This is a genomic window from Roseibium sp. MMSF_3544 (assembly GCF_030732845.1).
In the GTDB taxonomy this organism is placed as follows: Bacteria; Pseudomonadota; Alphaproteobacteria; order Rhizobiales; family Stappiaceae; genus Roseibium.
Map to the genome: position 1 here is coordinate 26,185 of NZ_JASHKA010000007.1, position 18,516 is coordinate 44,700.

Here is an 18,516-nt window from a genome sequence, read left to right on the forward strand (position 1 = left end):
GAGAGCTGATCATGACAACTCAGGGAGGAGGGGCTTCCACGCACGATATCGCGGTGTATTGGCAGCCAGGGTGCAGTAGTTGCTTGAGAACAAAGGAGTTTCTTACAAGAAACGGTGTCGCGTTCGAGTCCAGGAACGTTCTGGCTGATGAGACGGCGTTCGAAGAACTGGCCCGGCTTGGTATTCGCCGCGTGCCGATCGTTGTTCACGGTGACAAGTGGGCGGATGGGCAGGTTCTGGCAGATGTCGCCGAGCTTTGTGGAATTTCGCTCGGGAGGCGCGAGACCGTTTCTCCTTTAGAGCTGGGAGAACGCACCCTCTCGGTGCTGGATGCGACGATCGCAAACACTCGATGCTTGCCGGAGGAAAAACTTCAGGATCTGCTCCCAAATCGGCCGCGCAGTTATGCCGACCTCGTCTACCACATCGTCAATATTGTTGACGCCTATCTGGAGCACGAAGAGGGTCAGCCATTGGTCTATGAATCGTATTTCCGCACACCAGCTTCCGATTTGATGACCACGAGAGCATTGAGTGAATACGGCGAAGATGTGCGCAACCGTTTTGACGGGCTTTTGCAATCCTTTCAACCGGACACCGACTGGGGTGCATCTGCAAACGTCTATTACGGCACGCAGACCTTGCATGAGTTTCTTGAGCGCACGACATGGCATTCCATGCAGCACGCAAGGCAACTCGTATGGGTCCTTGAAAACCTGAGCATTGAACCTGCCGCCAAAATTGACTCCGGCCTCATGGCGAACCTGCCAATGCCGGAGAATGTCTGGGATGACGCCAACGATTGAGTGACTGCCTTGCCGGATCTGTAAACGACAGGCTCATCTGCGCGGATTACTGTTTCCAATTCGCTCCCAAGCTATTGTAAGTTGGACTCAAATTAGCGTTGAAACCAGGTTGGTGAGGTTCGGCAATGGCCGTTGTTTCCAAGAAAATCACTCAGGCCATTCGGGACAAGATCCTGAGTGGAGAGTTTCTTCCTGGAGAACACTTGCGCGAACAGCCGCTGGCAGAAATGTTCAAGGCTTCCAGAACGCCGGTGCGTGTCGCGTTGACTGCGAACGCGCAGGATGGGTTGTTGGAATATGAGCCCAACAAGGGTTTTCTGGTCCGGTCCGTTAGTCACGATGATGTCCGGCAAGCCTTTGAGATGCGGTCCCTGGTTGAGGGGGCGGTGTGCCGCCGTGTGGCGGAAAGAGGCATGTCCTTGGAGGCCGAGCGGGAAGCCAGATACGCATTGGAACTCGTCGACAAGCTGACCGACAAGAATTCCGTGGTGGATTCGGATCTGCGCAGCCAGTGGCGCACGCATAACCAAAAATTCCATTCGGCCATTCTGTCGAGTTCAGACAACAAGTTCTTCGACAATGCTCTCGAGGACGTCAAAAAAATCCCATCCGTGTTTCCTCCGGTCATCGGGCACTACACGCTCAATGACTTGAGAACATTCAATGACCAGCACCGGATGATTCTCGAATGCATCTTGAGGCGCAGCGGTATGCGCGCCGAGGCGCTCATGAAAGAGCATATTTTTTCAGCCTATTCGACTGTCAGCAAAAATTTCGATGACGGCGTCTTCTTTTCGTAAGGCGAGCGCCCGGAATGCGCATCGCAGCACCGGTTCCGATCTTTTGGGAACACGTGCGATGACCGAACTCCCGGTAGAAACTTTCACACGTGTGAACAGGTAAAACCTGCCTCTTTTCTTAATTGGCGCGGTGATGCCAGTCTCGGCGTGGCAGTTTGCGCAAGAGGCTCTTTTCCGTTGATCAGTTTCGGTCGAAGCCATCTGCTCCTGAGTACCCGACGGGGTCATTTCCCAGGAAAGTACAGTCCTTGACAAGCTTCAAGAAACTATATAACTAGAAATATAGTTATATTGAATGAGGCGAGAATGGTACTTGAGGAAGCTGCGCAGGGGTTTGCGGCGCTAGGCTCGGAAGCCCGTTTGCAGGTGGTGTTGACTTTGGTGAAGGCGGGGCAGAAGGGCCTGACGGTTGGAGACATCCAATCCCGGACCGGCATGGCCGCGTCGACACTTGCGCATCATCTGAAGTTTCTTTCCTCGGCCGGGCTGGTTCATCAGGAAAAGGACGGCAGGTCCGTCATCAACCGGGCGGCGTTCGATCACCTGGAAGGCCTTGCCGGGTACATTCTCAAGGAATGCTGCGCTGACGAAAACGGCTGCGAGCCGCAGGCGGGGAAGGGGTAACTGGAATGTCCGATACGCTGGAACGCATCGAGATCGACCCGGGCTCGGGAACGGCAAGTGGTGGTTCTTCGGGAAGCGCGTGTTGTGCGGCACCCGAAGCCAAATCCAAATGGTCCTGGAAAAGCTTTCCGGGCAGGAATTACATCCTCTCGACCTGGACAATTGTTATCGGCGGCCCCTTGCTGGTTCTTCTGCTCGACCAGGTCCAGTTTGTTCCCTTCGTCAGTTTTGCAGTCAAGGCGTTCCTTGGAACGCTGCCGTATATTGCTTTTGCAGTTGCGCTGATCGCGTGGCTCAAGGCAGCCGGAGCAGAAGCTTATGTGGGCAAAGCCTTTGAAGGCCGCGAAACGCAGGCGATTTTTCTCGCTGCCCTTTTCGGCGGCCTTGCCCCTTTTTGTTCCTGCGAAGTCATCCCATTCATTGCCGGGCTGCTGGCCGTCGGCGCGCCGCTTTCGGCAATCATGGCGTTCTGGCTGTCGTCACCACTCATTGATCCACCGACACTGCTGATCACCGCAGGTGCGCTTGGATGGCCATTCGCCATCGGCAAGGCGGTCTTTGCCGTCGCGCTCGGTCTTTTCGGAGGCTTCCTTGTTTCCGTGTTGCTGAAGACCGGTGTGTTTTCCAACCCCGTCAAGATCGGATCTTCGGCAAGCGGCTGCGGGTGCGGCGCTTCCCCCAAGACAGGCCGTCCGGTCTGGAAATTCTGGGGCGAAGCCGAGCGCACCGACAAGTTTTTCGAAGAACTCAAGGCCAACGCCTTCTTTCTGGTGAAGTGGCTGGCGCTGGCCTATGTGCTGGAAGCTGCGCTTGTGACTTATGTCCCGGCCAACCTGATTGCCGGTGTGGTCGGCGGTGAAGGCGTCGGATCGATCGCGATTTCCGCTCTCGTCGGCATGCCTGCTTACCTGAACAGCTATGTCGCACCGCCACTTCTGGCCGGTCTCATGGAACAGGGCATGAGCGCGGGCGCTGCCATGGCCTTCATGATTGCCGGTGCCGTCAGCTCCATTCCCGCCATGGCCGCGGTCTGGTCACTGGTGAAGCCGCAGGTCTTTGCGACTTATCTCGGACTTGGTTTCGTGGGCGCGGTTCTGTCCGGCCTGATCTTCCAGCTCGTTATCTGAGGACGGACAGATGCAGACTTCAGTTTCGGTAACTGTCGCGCCACATGAAGACGCGTCCCGGAAATTGCTCGTTCCCGTCGGACTGCCGACCCCCTACCAGATGCCGGTTCATTTCGACGTCTCCGGCGGCAGCTTCAATCTGACGGGCGAAGAGACGACAGGCCAGATCGTCGCCGTTGTCGCACCGGAGCCCGGACAGGCCGTCGAAGTCCGCTACACGTTCCGGGAACGCGGACCCGGCTATCCGGACGCCATCTTCACACCGCACCGGAACAGATTTACGCAAGCAGCAGAAACTCTTGTTTTCGATGCGATCAACATCTCTGAAGCACAGCCGGACGGGCATGCGGCGATCCAGGCCCTGGTGAATTCGGCAGCGGAAAAATTCCGCTACGCCCATCCCGAGGCGCGCTTCAACGACGGGTGCGACGAAGTTCCATACCTTGCCTGCGGTCTGACCGAGGGGTCCTGCATCGACATAAACACCTACCTGATCGCGTCTCTGAGGGCGGCGGGTTATGAGGCCGGCTACATCACCGGATATTTCTTTCCCGAAGAGAAGAACGGATGCTGTCAGGACGCCCATTGCTGGGTGGTGACGCGACATCAAGGTGTTGTCCTGGAGTGGGACATTGCCCATCACCTGAAGATGGGCACGCGTAACGTTTGCTGCGGTCTCAATCCCAAGCCGGGCGACCGCGTCGCGGTCGCGCATTCCATGGGGCTCACCTTTCCCGAACTCGGCATCGTCTGCGAAAAACTGATCAGCGAGCCGGCCTGGATTTCTGGCGAGGGCCGTTTCGAGAAGTCGGACGTGACGATCAGGCGCACGATCCAGTCATCCGAGGCTGTAGCCTGAAATCCGGCAATCAGCCGCGCTTGCGGCTGAACACCATTTTCTGGTTGCCGAGTTTTTCCTGAGGACCCGTCCAGGCGTAGGCCAGAAGCGCCGGTTCAAGTTTCGACACCGTGATCCGGTGGGTGTGCTCCGGCGGGTTGAAGATCATCGAGCCGGGCGCATAGACCCCCTGGTGGTTCTCCGAGACGGCGCCGGACAGGCAGATGTAACTCTCCGAAATGCCGCTGTGGGCATGGGAGGGATAAACACAGCCCGGTGCAAACAGCACAAGGCCGAGAATGACTTCCGTCGTGAGCACGGGACCATTGGGTCCGCACAGCTCCGCGTAGGCGTAGCTTTTGCTAAGTCCTCTTGGCACTTTTTCGTAGCCGTATTGCCAGGCAAGGTTTCCCTGGACGCTTTCAATCGCGCGGATAAGCGGTGCCGTTCTTTCGAGCCTGCCTTCGTCCAAAGCACGTTTCAGATGCGCCGTGACCGGTTTTTGGGCAGGCTCGCCGAAGCGGATGACCGTCTTCGCTCTGCTGACCCGGCTGATCGCCTCACGAACGGTGCGCTGGTGAGCCCGGATCTTGTCGCTCCCGCCCGACGACAAGAACCGGTACACCTCGTAGAATTCCCGTAGCAGATATCCCCAGTCCGGGTAATCGGACAGGAATTCCGGTGCCAATTCCTGCTCGTCTGTCTTGCCGTCTTCCAACACGTGTGCCTCTTACGCCGTTTCCCGATCTCGTGCTTCCATAACACCCAGGTCCGGGGTTCGGGCAAGCAGGATTTACGCCAAACGACGCGAGTTCTTTGCGATGCCGGTTCAGGCGCAACGGAGTGCCGCAACACCGAGGTTTGTTCTGAACCTAAAGCGGCTTGTAGGCGACCACGTCAATTTCGACCTTGGCATCGACCATCAGCTGGGAGCGGACGGTTGAGCGCGCAGGCGCACCATCGGGAAAGTAGCCCGCGTAAATCCGGTTGAAGGTCCAGAAGTCCCTTGTGTCATCAAGCCAGACATTGACCTTTGCCACATCGTCCAATGTGCACCCGGCTTTCTTCAAAACTGCGACGACATTGTCCATTGTGCGTTTGGTCTGGGCTTCGATCCCGCCAGGTTCGATCTCGCCTTTTTCGTTCATTGCCACCTGACCGGAAATGAATACGAAATCGCCTGCGCGCACGGCCGGTGAAAAGGGCAGGTTCTGTCCACCCGCTCCGGTGCGTTCAACACCGATACGTTCGATTGGCATAAGTGTCTCCTGACTTGCTTTTGCTGAAGATTGAGCCTTCTGTCGGTCCGCTCACCAGACCTGGCCGCGCGCGGCGACCGGTAAGGGGCCGAGGACATCGGTGCCGCGAATGCTTTCGACATGCTCCAGCATGTTGGCAACGACACAGGCATGATTGGGAACGATCCGCAGTCTTTCACCCACCGCAAGGTTGATCGGCCCGGATGAGACGACGCGACCGTGTTCCTCGCTGAGCTGGTCTATCGAAAGATCCTCGCGGCCCAGTACATGTCCGTGCCCCTGAAGGCCGAACAGATCGGTTGTCAGTACCTTCGACCCGGCATCCACGATCGCATGAGTTTCGGAGGGAACCGACACGACGGTTGCCAGCACCGTCAGTGCGCAATCCTGCCAGCTGCAATTGCCCCGGGTCACAAGCGAGCGGTCATTGTAAACGTAAGTGCCGATCCGATGTTCCGTGACCGGGGCTGCGAGATGGGCTTGCCACATATCCTGCGATCCGCCGGAAGACACACGGGGAACCTTGATCCCGTCTTTTTCGATCAGGTCTTTTGCCCGGCTCAGCCAGTCGGCTGCTTCGGTGAAACCGCCGAACGCGGGAAAGGTCATCAAGCCGGCAAAGCTCAATCCGGGCAACTCCGTGATCCGGCGCGCCAGTCTTGCCGCATCCTCCGGTGTCGCGACACCACAGCGATCAGCCCCGGTGTTGCATTCCACGAGCACTGAAAGTGGATCGGACGCATCTGCGAAGGCCTGGCTCAAGCCCTCTGCAACAACATCGCTGTCGGCGACGACCGACAGACTGACTTTCTCGGCGAGCGCGCGCAGACGTTTTGTCTTTCTCTCGCCGACGATGTTGTAGGTGATCAGAACGTCCTCGATGCCGCCTTCGGCGACCATCGCTTCAGCTTCGCTGACCTTCTGGCAGGTGATCCCGACGGCGCCTTGCGCAAGTTGGTATTTGGCCAGCGAGGGCAGCTTATGGGTCTTGATATGGGGGCGCAGTTTCAGTCCGTGGGTGTCGCAATACGCCTGGTATTTGCGGATATTGGCCTCGGCAACATCGAGGTCGACAAGGACGGCGGGCGTGTCGAGGGTCTCGAAGATCATGCAAATTCCTCTTGATGGGGATTGTCTACCATTGGCCAGAGCGCACGCTTCAGACGCGTATAGGCAGTCCGGCGCGGATCGTTAGGATAGGGCCCATCAACGGCGGCATAAAGGATTTCTCCCGCAAGAGGTGCAAATGCTCCGTGAAAATGATTTGTCGACTTGACGATCAGGATGCGTTTTGCGCCGATATCAATGCCGAGATTAGTGAAGAGGTCCGGCGAGAAAGCCTGGGACCGGTTGGAATTCAGCACGATATCGAGATCTCCGATCCGAATGGCAGCGCTGTTTCCAAGTGGTACGACCGATGCGCCGAAGCGCTGGACGGCGTTTTCGACAAGCGCGGTGACCTTGACCCTGGCATCGATGGGTTGACCGGCATGTGCCGAGGTTTTGCCGCCGAAGCGAAGATCGAGTTCGGCACCTTCCCCGGCTGCGAAACACAGGCGGACCGCCATCGGGTCCCAGATCGTTCCAAGGGCAACCCCTTTCAGGTTCTGGTCCAGAACATGCTGCAGCAAAATGGTGGAGTCGCCGGCAACACCGCCACCGGGATTGTCCCAGACATCGGCGATGACAACCGGTGGTGCGTTGCTTTCATCGGCCCGTTGCAGTGCATCGAGTGGTGCCAGGAAGTCCGGTGCGGCACGACCGCGAAATCCGAAAAGCTCCATGCCGAGCTCGCGGGCGAGCGCATCGCCTTTTGGCCGGTCTCCATCGGTTGTGACAATGACCTTGGCGCCAAGATCGGGTGAATCGCCTGCCATGAAACCGTGAATGATGGAGGCCGACAGGATTTGGCCGGACCGTTCCAACTGCCGCAGCCTGTCGATGAAGCCGCGCATCGGCTGTGTGCTGGTTGGAAGCACGTCGATCATGCGCACGTCAAAGACACTGGTTTCCGGTCTGATCTCTCCGCGCACGGCGCGAAGTGTCAGGTCGACACATGTTTCGCCGGCCTCAACGAAATCCGTATGCGGGAACTCCTTGAAAACGGTAATGACGTCGGCATTTCTGACGCGTTTTTCACTCAAGTGGCTGTGCGGGTCGAAGCTGGCTCCAATGCGGCACTGGGGCCCGACAATCTGTCTGGCTGCCTCCAGGAGTTCGCCTTCACAGTCGACAGAGCCGTCGGCGATCATGGCGCCGTGCAGCCCGAAGATGGCCGCATCAAGGGGGAGGGCGGCTTTGAGCTGATCAAGGACTTCGTTTTTCAGGCGCTGCCAGGTGCCCGCGCTGACAAGGCCCCCGGGTTCGGCCCAGGTTGCGGTGCCCTCTACCAATTCGATTTCGCCGCTTGCTGCGCGATTCCGCAGAGCCGGAAAAATGGCGCTGCACAGGGTCGGTGTTTCCGGATGTCGTCCGGGAGGGGCATAAAAGCTCTGTTGGAAATCCGAGAAGTCAGTTCGCAAGGGAGAAAACGTATTGGTTTCGGTTGCGACAGACGCACAAAAAACGCGCATGAAAACCCCAGGTCAGTAGGAAAAGTCGGCGAGGGGAGCCGGAGCACCCCCCGCCTGGGAGGACCGCTGAAATCAGTTCAGGTAGCTGCTGTTGTTGGCGGCGTCGACTTCTCCCTTGAAGAGGGTCAGAAGTTCGGTCGCCTTCGCATCAAGATTTTCAGCCACATGGGTTTCGAACGCCGGTTGGGTTGCGCTCGCCATTGCCTTGCGTTGGTCGTCGGTGAGAGCGGTCACCTCGATCTTGTCCATGAGGCCGGCAAGACCACGATCGGACGCCTCGATGATGCGGGAGAGGCCCCGGCTGGCAGCGACGCAGTTTTCCGCCGCGACACGCAGTGTGTTCTGCTCGGCTTCGCTCAATCCTTCGAAGAAGGCGCGATTGACCATGAAGGTGTAGGGCGAAAACAGGTGGTTGGTGAGTGTCATGTATTTCTGGACTTCCGCGAAGTTCGCGAAGGAGATGATCGGCACAGGGTTCATCTGACCGTCGATGACACCCGTCTGCAGTCCGGAGTAAACCTCACCCCAGCTGAGCGGATAGGCTTCGGCGCCCAGAGCCTGGACAATTTTCTGGTGCGAGGGCAGGGTCATCGTCCGGATGCGGATGCCGTCGAAGTCATCAAGATCGGCAATCGGCCGCTGCGAGTTGGTCACGGCAAAGAAACCGCCCGTGTCTGGGAAGCCGAGCACCACGACGTCACCAAGGGCTTCTTCAATGTCTGCTGCAAGCGCTTCACCGAAGGGGCCGTCGAAGACAGCGTAGGTCGAGGCGTTGTTGGCAAACGCAAAGGGCAGATTGAGAACGTCGATCCGCGGATAGTAGCTGGCGAGCGCGCCGGTCGATGTCAGCGTCGCCTGAATAACGCCATCGCGAACCTGCTGGACGTGTTCGGCCGCGGAGCCGAGCTGGTTGGAGCCGAAGACCTCAACCGTCACACTGCCGTTGGTGTCCGCGGCAACGATATTGGAAAAGACTGCAGTGCAGGCGTGAGCCGGGTTTTCAAACGGATCTGTCTTGTTGTCATGGCCGAAACGGATCACGCCGCCTTCTGCCAATGCTGTGGTTACCGTCAGCGCTGCGATAGCGCCTGCGACGAGCCCTACTTTCAATGTCTTCATAAGTACCTCCTCTGTTGAAGACGTGGCCTATTGGGCAAATCCGAAGGCGCGCGGCAGCAGCAGCGCCGCGTCCTCCCAGAATGCAAACAGGAACAGGATGGTGATTTCTGCGATCAGGAACGGCATCAGCTTCACTGCGATCCGTTCGAGCTTTTCGCCTGTGACCGAGGACAGGACGAACAGGCAGGCGCCGACGGGCGGCGTCATGAGCGAAATGTTCAAAGCCAGGACGAAGATGATGCCGGCATGGATCGGCTCCAGCCCGATCTGCTCGGTAAGCGGAACCAGAACAGGGGCCAGGATGATCAGGATCGCGGTAATGTCCATGACCATGCCGACGAGCAACAGGATCCCGATGACAATGGCGATCACGGCATAGGGGTTTTCGGAGATCCCGAGAACGGTTCCGGCAAGCATTTGCGGAATGCGTTCAAAACTCATCCACCAGCCGAGGATGCCGGCAAAGGCGATGATCACGAAGATGACGCCGGTGATCCGCGCCGTGCGCACGAGCATCGAATAGAAATTGCGAACGGTCAGCGTGCGATAGACGAAAATTCCGATGAAGAGCGCATAAGCGACCGCGATTGATGCAGCTTCGGTCGGCGTAACGACGCCACCGAGAATGCCGCCCAGGATGATGACGGGCATCAACAATGCGGTGATCGACGAGACGAACGTTTTCCAAACTTCGCTCAAGCTCGCACCGCGCGCTGCCTTCGGGAGGTTCTCGCGCTTGCCGCCGATCACGATGACGGCCATGCATACGAGACAGATGACGAGACCGGGCAGGATACCGGCGGCGAACAGACCGCCGATCGAAACGCCCATGAGTGATCCGTAGACCACCATCAGCCCTGAAGGCGGGATTGTCGGACCTATGATTGAACCGGCGGCGGTGACCGCGCAGGCATAGTCGCGGGAGTACCCTTCCTTTTCCATCGCCGGAACGAGCGTTCGGCCAAAGGCGGCCGCGTCGGCGGTTGCTGAACCGGTCAGCCCGGCAAAGAACACGGAGGCCAGCATGTTGGTGTGCGCGAGCCCGCCCCTGAACCGGCCTACCAGAACCTGCGCCAGTTTCACCAGCCGGTCGGTAATACCGATGCCGTTCATGATCTCGCCTGCGAGAATGAAGAAAGGCATGGCCAGGAAAGGGAAGATGTTCAGGCCGTTAAAGATCTTGCTCGGGCCGATGGCGAGGAAATTCGGACCACCTCCCATGTCGATGAGGCCGACAACACCGGCAAGTCCAATGGCAAAGCCGATGGGCATACCGAACAGGATCAGAAGAACGAAGGTAACGGCAACAATCATGCGCTTGCCTCCGCTGCCTGGTCGAGCTGCAGGCCCTGATCCCGAACCAGAACAAGAGCCAGTTGAACGATTGCAAGAAACGCAGAAGTGGGTATCGCCCAGAAGAAGGGCTCCAGCGTTGCGCCGAAGATCATGGCCTGTCGCGTTGCTCCGCTTTGGGCAAAGCCGATGCCGAACCAGAACACGTAAAAGAACAGTGCGATGGCAAGTAGGTCGATGACTATCAGCACCACTCGGCGGAACCAGGCGGGCAGCGTCATCAAAAAGGATGTCAGGCCGATGTGTTCGCGGCGGGCAATGCCCGACGAGACCGCCAGCATGGCGGCCCAGATCATCAGATAGCGAGCGAGGGTTTCCGGCCAGGGCAGCTGCCAGTGAAACCAGTAGCGATCGATGACGCCAATCCAGACATCAATCACCAGTGCCAGCATCAGCAACGCGACAATCGCCTCGATGGCACGGTTCAGTCTGCGGCTGATTCCTTCTGCCAGAGTTTTCAAACTGCCACCCTCCCAAATGAAACTCCGTTAGATAATTTCTTGGAGAAAGCCCAAAAGTCAAGCCAAATTTGTCATTTAATTACAAAAATGCGTTTTAACACGCTGCGAATGGCGTCAATATTGACCGATTTTTGTAACTGAGTTACAGAATGGGCAGGAGGAAACATGCAGGCAAGGTTGAAAGTTGATGACGGTCTCGGTCACGCGGCCGTTGACGTATTGTCCAATTTGAAAAAGTCCGACGGACAGCTTTCCGCGCGTGAGCAGAAGGTTGCTAATTTCGTCTCGTCCAACCTGGAGCGTATCAGTTCCATGACGATTGCCGAGGTGGCACAGGCTTGCGATGTAAGCTCGCCGACGGTGGTTCGCTTCTGCCGCACCATGGGCTGTGACGGTTTCCGGGAGTTCAAGATCCGCCTTGCCCAGAACCTTGCCGTCAGTCTGCAGTATCTCGACGTTGGTGACCGGTCCGAACCGGAGACCGGTTCCGGAATTCTCGACCAGGTCATCGGGGCTCTGTCGGCATCACTCAATGTGATGCGGCGTCAACTGGACGGGGAGGCGTTTGAAGCAGCAAAAAACCACATCGCCGGCGCCAGAACGTTACTCGTCGGCGGCATCGGCGGAGGTTCGTCAATGCTTGCTCAGGAAACGTCAAACCGTCTGTTTCGCCTGGGCATCCCGGTTGCTGCCGTCTCCGACAGTTATCTATTGCAGATGCGCGCCGCGACCCTTTCGAAGTCCGATGTGATCCTCCTGATTTCCTCCAGCGGAGAAGCCGACGAAGTGTTGAGCGCGGCAGAAATTGCGGGTGGCTATGGCGCGACAACCCTTGCCATCACCAAGTCGGAGAGTACGCTTGCCCGCAGTGTGGAATGCGCGCTTGAGATCGATCTTCCGGAAGACCCGGACATTTATAAACCGACCGCGTCCCGTTACGCCTATCTGGTCATAATCGACGCGCTCGCCATGGCAGTGGCGCAGTTGAGGTCTGATGACACAACGGAAAACCTGCGCCGGATAAGAGCATCCCTGACGGCCTATCACGGACGCACCGGACCGCAGCCGCTCGGCGACTAAATGGCTCAGGAGTTGATTCCAGTGTCAAGAATAGATCATTGATAAATTTGCATGATTTTCTTATCCGGCTTTTGATTTTTTGAGGGCGCCAATGGGTTGCCTTCATGTGAATTCTCAACGGCTTCAACCGTCGTGTCAGCGCTTAAATGGCACATGACCGGCATGCGTGAATGGCGGCAAATCGCCCCTTGCGCACAGCGTTCCTCCGGCTAAATTGCCGGAACACATCGCAAGGTTTTTTCATGACAATACTCGTTGTCGGAGCCGGTATTTCCGGCCTTTCCACCGCCTGGGCCCTGACGAAGCGCGGCATTCCGGTCACGCTTTTCGAACAGGGCCCGGTCCCGAATCCGCTCTCGGCTTCCGGCGATCAGCACCGGATCATCCGGCGGGCCTATGGCGGGCAGGGCGGCTATCAGCGCCGGATCGGCGACGCCTATGCAGCCTGGGACGAGATGTGGTCAGATCTAGGAAAGAAACACTTAGTCGATACCGGCTTCATGGTGATGTCCCAAACCGAAGACGACGGCGGCGAAGACTACAGACGTGGCCTTGTTGCGGGCGGATATCCGTTCCAGGAACTGACGCCGGACGAAACAGGAGAGCGCTTCCCTTACGTTGATCCGGCAACCATCCGCTATGGCCTGTTGAGCGAAGAGGGCGGAGTGCTGCTGTGCCAGAAGATCGCGGCAGACCTTCGCGACTGGCTGCGCGCCAACGGCGCGAGCGTACGCGAAAAAGCCGAGGTCATTGCCGTCGACCCGTCGGCAGGATCTGTGACGCTGGCGGATGGCAGCAGCCACAGCGGGGATCATGTCATCGTCACCTCCGGTGCCTGGACGCTCGGGCTGTTTCCGAAACTGGGTGTAAGCCTGACGACCTATCGTACGGCCGTTGTCTATCTGTCACCGCCGAAGGATTTGCGCGACGCATGGCAGAGATCACCCGCCATCCTCGATCCGGGCGGGCCGGTCGACGGTTACATTCTCCCGCCGGTCGCCGGGACCGGTCTGAAATTCGGAGCAGGTATTCATAAATACAAAGCCGGGCCGAACCAGGACCGTGTGGCGAAAGACGGTGAGGGGGAGACTTTACGCAATCATTTCGCGCCACCCTTTGCCAGGATCGAAGAGTATCGTGTCGACGATGTGGTGACCTGCGCCTATACGTTCACGTCCGACGAGCACTTTTTCGTCAAGACCGAGGACAGGGCCACCGTTGTTTCGGCCTGCTCCGGGCACGGATACAAGTTCGGCGCCGTGGTCGGACAAAAGCTTGCTGAGGGCATCGTGTCGAAGGATTTGGAGGCCACCCGTTTGTGGCTGGAAGCGCGAGACTGATCAAAGTCGGTATCGATGGTCGGCACACCGCAGTTGTTTTCGAGAACGGCGCTCCGCGCGTTGAAGAAGAGGCAGTCGGGCAGCCTGACAACGGTTCTACGATGGGACTCTGAGACGGAGGCTTTGCCGCTCAACGAAGCGAGTTCCGAAGTGGCAATCATACCAGCCGGTAGCGGTTCTAAAGTGACCTGGTCTTTTTGATCGTCGCGTAAAGTTCGGACGTGTCGGTTGGCTGATGGGGCTCTCACCTTAATCCGCCGGCAATTGTGTGCCCTTTGCGGTAAACGCCCTTATTGCTCCGGTGGCAGTGATGTCGACCTTCGCCTCCCGGCGGCACCAGACCGCGGCAAACACGTGCTCGATCAGCACGAAGCCCGCCATGGTAAGGGCAATACCCATCAGGCCGCCGAGCCATCCGAAAAGAACGAGTGCTGCCGCGTAGACCGCATATAGAAACGAGCGATAGATCAGGAAGAAACGTTCCCCGCCGCTGATCATCAACGTGCTGGTCCCGAGACCGAAGAAGGCCATCACGACGGTCTGGCTGGCCACGGCCAGCATGAGGAGGGGCGAGACTTCGAACGCCGGATTGAAGATCTTCACCACATAGGGTGATAACGGAACCAGAATGGCTGTTCCTATCAAAGACAGCACAAACGTGACCACGGCAAATGCGCTCAGGATCTGTTGCGCACCGTGGCGGTCGCCTTCTCGAAGACGCTCTGCCACCATCGGCATCGCGTAGGTTTCCATGCTGATCTGAGGAAGATTGAGGAGCATTGCCAGCCGGAACAGGACAAAGAAGAGAGCCACTTCTTCAAGTCCCAGAACGAAGCCGACAATGACGACTTCAATGTGAAGCGCCACCGCGGTCATGAGACCGTTCAGGCCGAAGTAAACCGACTCACGGTTCCAGGTTGACGCGGTTGGCTCGACTTTTCCCGGCTCCGCCGGCTTTTGGTAGCGGTGCCTTGCGTCGCGAACAAAAAAGTGGGCTTGCAAGGCAACGGCAAGTGCCAGGCAAGCTGCAACCAGGATCAGCGCGTTTTCACCGTTCAGGGACAGACCAGACAGCACCGCCATCCAGATTGCCGCGGTTGCAAAGGGACGCCAGAAATTTTCGCGCGGGATCAGAGCCAACTTCAATTGATTGCGCGCTCGAAAGTAACTCTGAAAATACTCGCTCGCCATGAAGACGGACGCGAAAATCAGAACCGCAAGCACAGCCCCGGACTGCAGCGGACCAAGTCCCGAGGCCACGGCGCTTAATCCCGCAACCCAGGCAATTCCGGCTGCGATCGCCTGCCACTTTACGTTTCGCGCGACCAAGAGTTGATTGTTGAGATCTCCCGGCAGATCCTCTCGATGAAGGTGCTTGACGACCAGCGTGGTTTGGCCGCTGGTCAAGACCAGCCCAAGAGCACTGGCAATCGAAAAAAGCAATGCATAAAGACCATACTCAGCAGCGGGAAGCACCCGTGCGAGTGAAATAATCAGAGCGAAACTGAAAACGGTGCTCAAGCCTCGGCTCACCAGCGTGAGGAAAAGCCTCCTGACGTCGATGCGGCCTGCTACCCGCTCAAGAAGTGACATCGGCGCTCCACGTGAACGATGCGAAGGCGGCCAAGCATGTGCTGTTCTTCATTTAAATACTTCTTTAACCCAAAACGAGAACTTTGCGATTCTCTCTATCGCGCTAGGGGATTCTAAACAAATAAATACTAAGTATCTGTGTGTAGCAGTGCGTGTAGGAGGTTGGTTTTTGTTAACTGATCTGAGGAACATTTCGGAGAAGTGGGGCGAGGGAATTGCGGAAGTTCAGCATGACCTGAGCGAAAACGCTCTCTTTTCCCTGGAATCTCTGGCGGAACTGATCCGGCAGAACCCGGATTGCGTGAGTGAAGCGGCGACGATGAACAACAGCCGCGAAGATGCCAGTACCTGGCGAGACGCAGGCATAGCCAATGCTCCGTCGAACGAGCTTATCGACGCGATACAGAACGGAAGTATCTGGGCCAATCTTGGCAAGATAGGTGAGCGGGACAGCAGGTATCAAACAGTTGTCGATCAGATCATGGATCAGATCGAAAACGAGGTTCCCGGGCTTGCCACGTTCAATCGGCAGATCGGCATTTTGATTTCTTCACCGAATGCGCGGGTATTCTACCATGCAGATGTGCCTGGCCAGGCGCTCTTGCATATCAGCGGTGAAAAGCGGATCTGGCTGTATCCGGGTGAGGAGCCTTTCCTGAACCAGCGCGACTTTGAGAAAGTGGTCACGCACAGCACCGCCGAAGAAATCACATACGATCCGTCGTTCGAAAAGGTTGCGACAGTCTACGACCTGACGCCGGGAGCAGGCCTTTTCTGGCCGCTCAACTGGCCACATCGCGTCGTTAACGGCAATACGGTCAATATCTCCGCTACAGTCGAGTACAGCACGAAGACGACACGGCGGCATTTCAATGTGAACTATGCAAACGGAATGCTGAGCCACGTTTTCGGTTACCGGCCGAGGTCTCAGGCCGTCGAGGGCCCGGGTTTCTGGTCAAAGGTGATGATGAGTTATGCCTTGCGCCGGAGCGGTATCGGGCCACGTTTGGTTCAATCCATGTCCAAAACGGACACGCGTTCGAATACGGCGGTTCCCGAGACCACGTCATAGAAACACCTGATGAGCGTTGCATGGCTGTCTGTCGTTATTGAGGTAGTAGGGACGACAGAACAGCCTGCTCGGTCAAGAAAGAGGTGTTGGGTTATTTGATTTCATGAAGAGAGGGTCATGAAACAAAATCGATTTTCAATTGAGTGTTTTTCGTCGATTGACGACCAGTGTCTTGTAGACGCCTGGAACAGGCTTGCGGAAACCGGAACGGGGACTGCGTTTCAAAGCTATGATTACGTGTCTGCCGTGCACAACGCCTTTTTTGAAAGCGGGTCGCACAAACCGCATTACGTTGCATTGCGCGACCAGGCCGACAATCGAATTGTTCTCATCATGTCCATGGTCGAGAGAAGGCGGCTGAATCTCCGTATTCTGGAAACCCTGGACTACGACGTGATCGACTACGCCAGACCGATCTACTGTCCAGACGTGTTTTCCGAAAGCACCGCGGCAGACCAGGCAACAATCGCATTTTTGGAGTATGCCTCCAAGTTCGATGTTCTGAAGTCCAAGAACTGGAGCATCGGCGCCGGTGCGCTGGAAGGTGTACAGCCGCTTCTCGACAAGTCGCCGCGCACCTGCGAAGTGACTTACAGCGTACCCCTCCTGGCAGAACAATTTGAGAGCTATCGGAAAAGCAACAGCGCGTTCAAACAGTCTCTGAAGAAGATGCGTCGAATGAAGAAGGAGTTCGGCGCTGAAATTGACTATTTCACGGAAACGGGCGACATCGATGCGGCCTTCGACAAAATGTTCGAGCATCGCCGCGTCCGCTTTCAGGCCATCGGGAAGATGGATGGCATGGCCGACCCCCGGCGGCAGAAACTGTTTCGTTCTATCGCTCGTCAAAGATGCCCGAAGAAAGAAGCGTTGTTTCTGGGTATCCGTATCAATGACGACTGGATCGCGACCAGCTTCGCCTTGATTCAAAACGGCGTCATGAATGCGCAGCTGTCATCTTTTGCCGACGGTCCTTGGTCGCGCCACTCTCCCGGTGTCGTAACCATGGCGCTGGAAATCGAATGGGCCTATGCAAACGGTTTGAGCACCTACAATCTGGGCCCCGGAAAAGCCAACTACAAAGGACGCTTCGGGGTCGATGAGTTGCACAGAGTGATTGTGAAAGAACCGATGTCGCCGGTCGGTACCCTTTATCTGGCTGCGCACAGAACGAAGCGTGGGCTAAAGGATGCGGTCAAGAAGACCTTGTCGATATTGCCGGATTATAAGTTGCCCAAAACCGGAGACGGTTCCTCTTTTAAGGGCCAGACGCAATCATTAGGCATTTGAACGGAAGCAATCGAGGCCAGTGCCTTGTCTGTGCCGGAGCCCGAATTGCTTTTGCAGGTTCACAACCTTAGCCGAACGCCTTTTCCTGAGGTCAGGCGTTTTGTGTCAGGGCGCGCCTCGCGCTGCAGGACGTAGATTCCGCTGACAATGATGACCGCGATCCCTGAAAAGGTGAGCGGCGAAGGCACTTCCGACCAGACCAGAAAGCCCCAGAAGACCGCAAGCGGCATCGCGACGAATTCGAAAGGCGCCACCACGCTGACGGGCGCAACCCTGTATCCTTGCGAAAGGCAATAGAAGCCGAAGGCCGCGATCACACCGCAAATCGCAATCAGGAACATGTCGCCGGACGTCGGCAACACCCATCCGCGAAGCAAAAAGTCGATGCTCGGGTGATAGGACGCTGCGCCATACCCGGATCCCAGGAACAGTCCTGCCAGCCCGCTGACGGCGATAAAGCTCAGCATCGCGTAGAACGCGAGCGATGGTCCGGTCTGATTTCTGCCGATGTGACGCGTAATTATGATGCTGATTGCGTATGCCAAAGCCGCCAGAGCGGGCAGGAGCATTTCCATGGAAACAGCTCCGTCGGTAGGACGCACGATCATCATAACCCCAATGAAGCCTGCGAGAACGGCGGCAAGGCGCCGAACGCCCACTGTTTCCCTCAGGAACAGAACCGACAACAGCGTAACGATCAACGGGGCCACGAAAAAGAGCGCGGTTGAAACGGCAAGCGGCAGTGCCTGCAACGCCATGTAGTACAAGGTGTAGGAGGTGAGGGCCAGGACGCCGCGCAGGATGTTCAGCCAGGGATGAGCCACTCTCAGTGTCTGCAATCCACCGCTGAACATAACGAAGACGAAAATGGGTATGATCGCGACGAGCCCCCGGATGAACATGATCTGAAAACCGGGATAGGTATCGCCGAGCACTCTGATGAAAACATCCTGGATGCTGAAGACGCCGATGCCCAGCGTGATCAGTACAATTCCTTGAACTGATGCATCCGTTCCCGATTGCGGCATTGCCGCTTTGAGCAGATTGGCGTTGGGATTGGAAGCCATGCCGGAACCACCGTCTCGAATAAGCTGAGAGGCGAATGATGAGCTTCAACAGTCAATCTGAAAAACGAAATTGTATGATAGGATCAATCGAATATTCCGATTAGAGAACGTACT

18 protein-coding genes are annotated in these 18,516 nt (G+C 57.1%); 9 read left to right on the top strand and 9 right to left on the bottom strand.

From position 1 onward, the window contains the following. The first annotated feature begins 11 nt into the window (after positions 1 to 11). From RBB47_RS11695 to RBB47_RS11715, 5 genes are all read left to right on the top strand, one after another. Positions 12 to 806: a glutaredoxin domain-containing protein gene (locus RBB47_RS11695; protein WP_305985981.1), complete on the top strand. Its 795-nt coding sequence runs from the start codon at positions 12 to 14 to the stop codon at positions 804 to 806. A gap of 125 nt (positions 807 to 931) precedes the next feature. Continuing rightward, positions 932 to 1,606, top strand: a complete 675-nt coding sequence (locus RBB47_RS11700) for a GntR family transcriptional regulator (protein ID WP_305985982.1) — start codon at positions 932 to 934, stop codon at positions 1,604 to 1,606. A gap of 306 nt (positions 1,607 to 1,912) precedes the next feature. Continuing rightward, positions 1,913 to 2,230: a helix-turn-helix transcriptional regulator gene (locus RBB47_RS11705; RefSeq protein WP_305985983.1), complete on the top strand. Its 318-nt coding sequence runs from the start codon at positions 1,913 to 1,915 to the stop codon at positions 2,228 to 2,230. Positions 2,231 to 2,235: 5 nt separating this feature from the next. Continuing rightward, the gene (locus RBB47_RS11710) at positions 2,236 to 3,357 is read left to right on the top strand and encodes a permease (protein WP_305985984.1); all 1,122 of its coding nucleotides are present in this window, start codon (positions 2,236 to 2,238) and stop codon (positions 3,355 to 3,357) included. Positions 3,358 to 3,367: 10 nt separating this feature from the next. Continuing rightward, the gene (locus RBB47_RS11715) at positions 3,368 to 4,216 is read left to right on the top strand and encodes a transglutaminase-like domain-containing protein (RefSeq protein WP_305985985.1); all 849 of its coding nucleotides are present in this window, start codon (positions 3,368 to 3,370) and stop codon (positions 4,214 to 4,216) included. A gap of 10 nt (positions 4,217 to 4,226) precedes the next feature. On the opposite strand, the gene RBB47_RS11720 is transcribed toward RBB47_RS11715, so the two are convergent. The 7 genes from RBB47_RS11720 to RBB47_RS11750 form a co-directional block, all read right to left on the bottom strand. Further along, positions 4,227 to 4,916, bottom strand: coding sequence for a dimethylsulfonioproprionate lyase family protein (locus RBB47_RS11720; protein WP_305985986.1), 690 nt, complete (start codon positions 4,914 to 4,916; stop codon positions 4,227 to 4,229). Between the two features lie 151 nt (positions 4,917 to 5,067). After that, positions 5,068 to 5,454: a RidA family protein gene (locus RBB47_RS11725; RefSeq protein WP_305985987.1), complete on the bottom strand. Its 387-nt coding sequence runs from the start codon at positions 5,452 to 5,454 to the stop codon at positions 5,068 to 5,070. A gap of 51 nt (positions 5,455 to 5,505) precedes the next feature. After that, positions 5,506 to 6,564, bottom strand: coding sequence for a D-TA family PLP-dependent enzyme (locus tag RBB47_RS11730; RefSeq protein WP_371932773.1), 1,059 nt, complete (start codon positions 6,562 to 6,564; stop codon positions 5,506 to 5,508). After that, entirely contained in the window at positions 6,561 to 8,027 is a 1,467-nt protein-coding gene (locus RBB47_RS11735) for a M81 family metallopeptidase (protein ID WP_305985988.1), read from the bottom strand. Before RBB47_RS11735 ends, RBB47_RS11730 begins: the two co-directional genes overlap by 4 nt. A gap of 72 nt (positions 8,028 to 8,099) precedes the next feature. After that, positions 8,100 to 9,146, bottom strand: coding sequence for a DctP family TRAP transporter solute-binding subunit (locus RBB47_RS11740; protein ID WP_305985989.1), 1,047 nt, complete (start codon positions 9,144 to 9,146; stop codon positions 8,100 to 8,102). Between the two features lie 27 nt (positions 9,147 to 9,173). Next, positions 9,174 to 10,460: a TRAP transporter large permease gene (locus RBB47_RS11745; protein WP_305985990.1), complete on the bottom strand. Its 1,287-nt coding sequence runs from the start codon at positions 10,458 to 10,460 to the stop codon at positions 9,174 to 9,176. Continuing rightward, positions 10,457 to 10,960, bottom strand: coding sequence for a TRAP transporter small permease (locus RBB47_RS11750; protein ID WP_305985991.1), 504 nt, complete (start codon positions 10,958 to 10,960; stop codon positions 10,457 to 10,459). The genes RBB47_RS11745 and RBB47_RS11750 overlap by 4 nt, the downstream gene beginning before the upstream one ends. A 165-nt stretch (positions 10,961 to 11,125) precedes the next feature. Between RBB47_RS11750 and RBB47_RS11755 the strand changes: the two genes are divergently transcribed. Both RBB47_RS11755 and RBB47_RS11760 read left to right on the top strand, forming a co-directional pair. After that, complete coding sequence (locus tag RBB47_RS11755; protein WP_305985992.1) at positions 11,126 to 12,040, top strand: MurR/RpiR family transcriptional regulator; 915 nt, start codon at positions 11,126 to 11,128, stop codon at positions 12,038 to 12,040. A 242-nt stretch (positions 12,041 to 12,282) separates the two neighbouring features. Then, positions 12,283 to 13,380 (top strand): FAD-binding oxidoreductase, encoded by a 1,098-nt coding sequence (locus RBB47_RS11760; RefSeq protein ID WP_305985993.1) that lies wholly within the window; start codon positions 12,283 to 12,285, stop codon positions 13,378 to 13,380. A gap of 249 nt (positions 13,381 to 13,629) precedes the next feature. On the opposite strand, the gene RBB47_RS11765 is transcribed toward RBB47_RS11760, so the two are convergent. Beyond that, positions 13,630 to 14,973 carry a lipopolysaccharide biosynthesis protein gene (locus tag RBB47_RS11765; protein WP_305985994.1) on the bottom strand — a complete coding sequence of 448 codons (1,344 nt, stop codon included), beginning with the start codon at positions 14,971 to 14,973 and terminating at the stop codon, positions 13,630 to 13,632. 169 nt (positions 14,974 to 15,142) lie between these two features. Between RBB47_RS11765 and RBB47_RS11770 the strand changes: the two genes are divergently transcribed. Together RBB47_RS11770 and RBB47_RS11775 are read left to right on the top strand one after the other, a co-directional pair. Beyond that, the gene (locus RBB47_RS11770) at positions 15,143 to 16,045 is read left to right on the top strand and encodes a cupin-like domain-containing protein (protein ID WP_305985995.1); all 903 of its coding nucleotides are present in this window, start codon (positions 15,143 to 15,145) and stop codon (positions 16,043 to 16,045) included. A gap of 297 nt (positions 16,046 to 16,342) precedes the next feature. Beyond that, positions 16,343 to 17,335, top strand: coding sequence for a GNAT family N-acetyltransferase (locus RBB47_RS11775; RefSeq protein WP_305985996.1), 993 nt, complete (start codon positions 16,343 to 16,345; stop codon positions 17,333 to 17,335). A 59-nt stretch (positions 17,336 to 17,394) separates the two neighbouring features. Here the strand turns inward: RBB47_RS11775 and RBB47_RS11780 are convergent, their stop codons facing one another. Continuing rightward, positions 17,395 to 18,402, bottom strand: a complete 1,008-nt coding sequence (locus tag RBB47_RS11780) for a DMT family transporter (protein WP_305985997.1) — start codon at positions 18,400 to 18,402, stop codon at positions 17,395 to 17,397. Between the last annotated feature and the right edge of the window lie 114 nt (positions 18,403 to 18,516).

What these genes read in the sequence shown, in the direction of transcription:
- RBB47_RS11710 (WP_305985984.1), top strand. Translation starts at nt 2,236, where the DNA reads ATGTCCGATACGCTGGAACGCATCGAGATCGACCCGGGCTCGGGAACG.
- RBB47_RS11755 (WP_305985992.1), top strand. Translation starts at nt 11,126, where the DNA reads ATGCAGGCAAGGTTGAAAGTTGATGACGGTCTCGGTCACGCGGCCGTT.
- RBB47_RS11700 (WP_305985982.1), top strand. Translation starts at nt 932, where the DNA reads ATGGCCGTTGTTTCCAAGAAAATCACTCAGGCCATTCGGGACAAGATC.
- RBB47_RS11695 (WP_305985981.1), top strand. Translation starts at nt 12, where the DNA reads ATGACAACTCAGGGAGGAGGGGCTTCCACGCACGATATCGCGGTGTAT.
- RBB47_RS11735 (WP_305985988.1), bottom strand. Translation starts at nt 8,027, where the DNA reads ATGCGCGTTTTTTGTGCGTCTGTCGCAACCGAAACCAATACGTTTTCT.
- RBB47_RS11765 (WP_305985994.1), bottom strand. Translation starts at nt 14,973, where the DNA reads ATGTCACTTCTTGAGCGGGTAGCAGGCCGCATCGACGTCAGGAGGCTT.
- RBB47_RS11715 (WP_305985985.1), top strand. Translation starts at nt 3,368, where the DNA reads ATGCAGACTTCAGTTTCGGTAACTGTCGCGCCACATGAAGACGCGTCC.
- RBB47_RS11705 (WP_305985983.1), top strand. Translation starts at nt 1,913, where the DNA reads ATGGTACTTGAGGAAGCTGCGCAGGGGTTTGCGGCGCTAGGCTCGGAA.
- RBB47_RS11745 (WP_305985990.1), bottom strand. Translation starts at nt 10,460, where the DNA reads ATGATTGTTGCCGTTACCTTCGTTCTTCTGATCCTGTTCGGTATGCCC.
- RBB47_RS11725 (WP_305985987.1), bottom strand. Translation starts at nt 5,454, where the DNA reads ATGCCAATCGAACGTATCGGTGTTGAACGCACCGGAGCGGGTGGACAG.
- RBB47_RS11760 (WP_305985993.1), top strand. Translation starts at nt 12,283, where the DNA reads ATGACAATACTCGTTGTCGGAGCCGGTATTTCCGGCCTTTCCACCGCC.
- RBB47_RS11730 (WP_371932773.1), bottom strand. Translation starts at nt 6,564, where the DNA reads ATGATCTTCGAGACCCTCGACACGCCCGCCGTCCTTGTCGACCTCGAT.
- RBB47_RS11740 (WP_305985989.1), bottom strand. Translation starts at nt 9,146, where the DNA reads ATGAAGACATTGAAAGTAGGGCTCGTCGCAGGCGCTATCGCAGCGCTG.
- RBB47_RS11780 (WP_305985997.1), bottom strand. Translation starts at nt 18,402, where the DNA reads ATGGCTTCCAATCCCAACGCCAATCTGCTCAAAGCGGCAATGCCGCAA.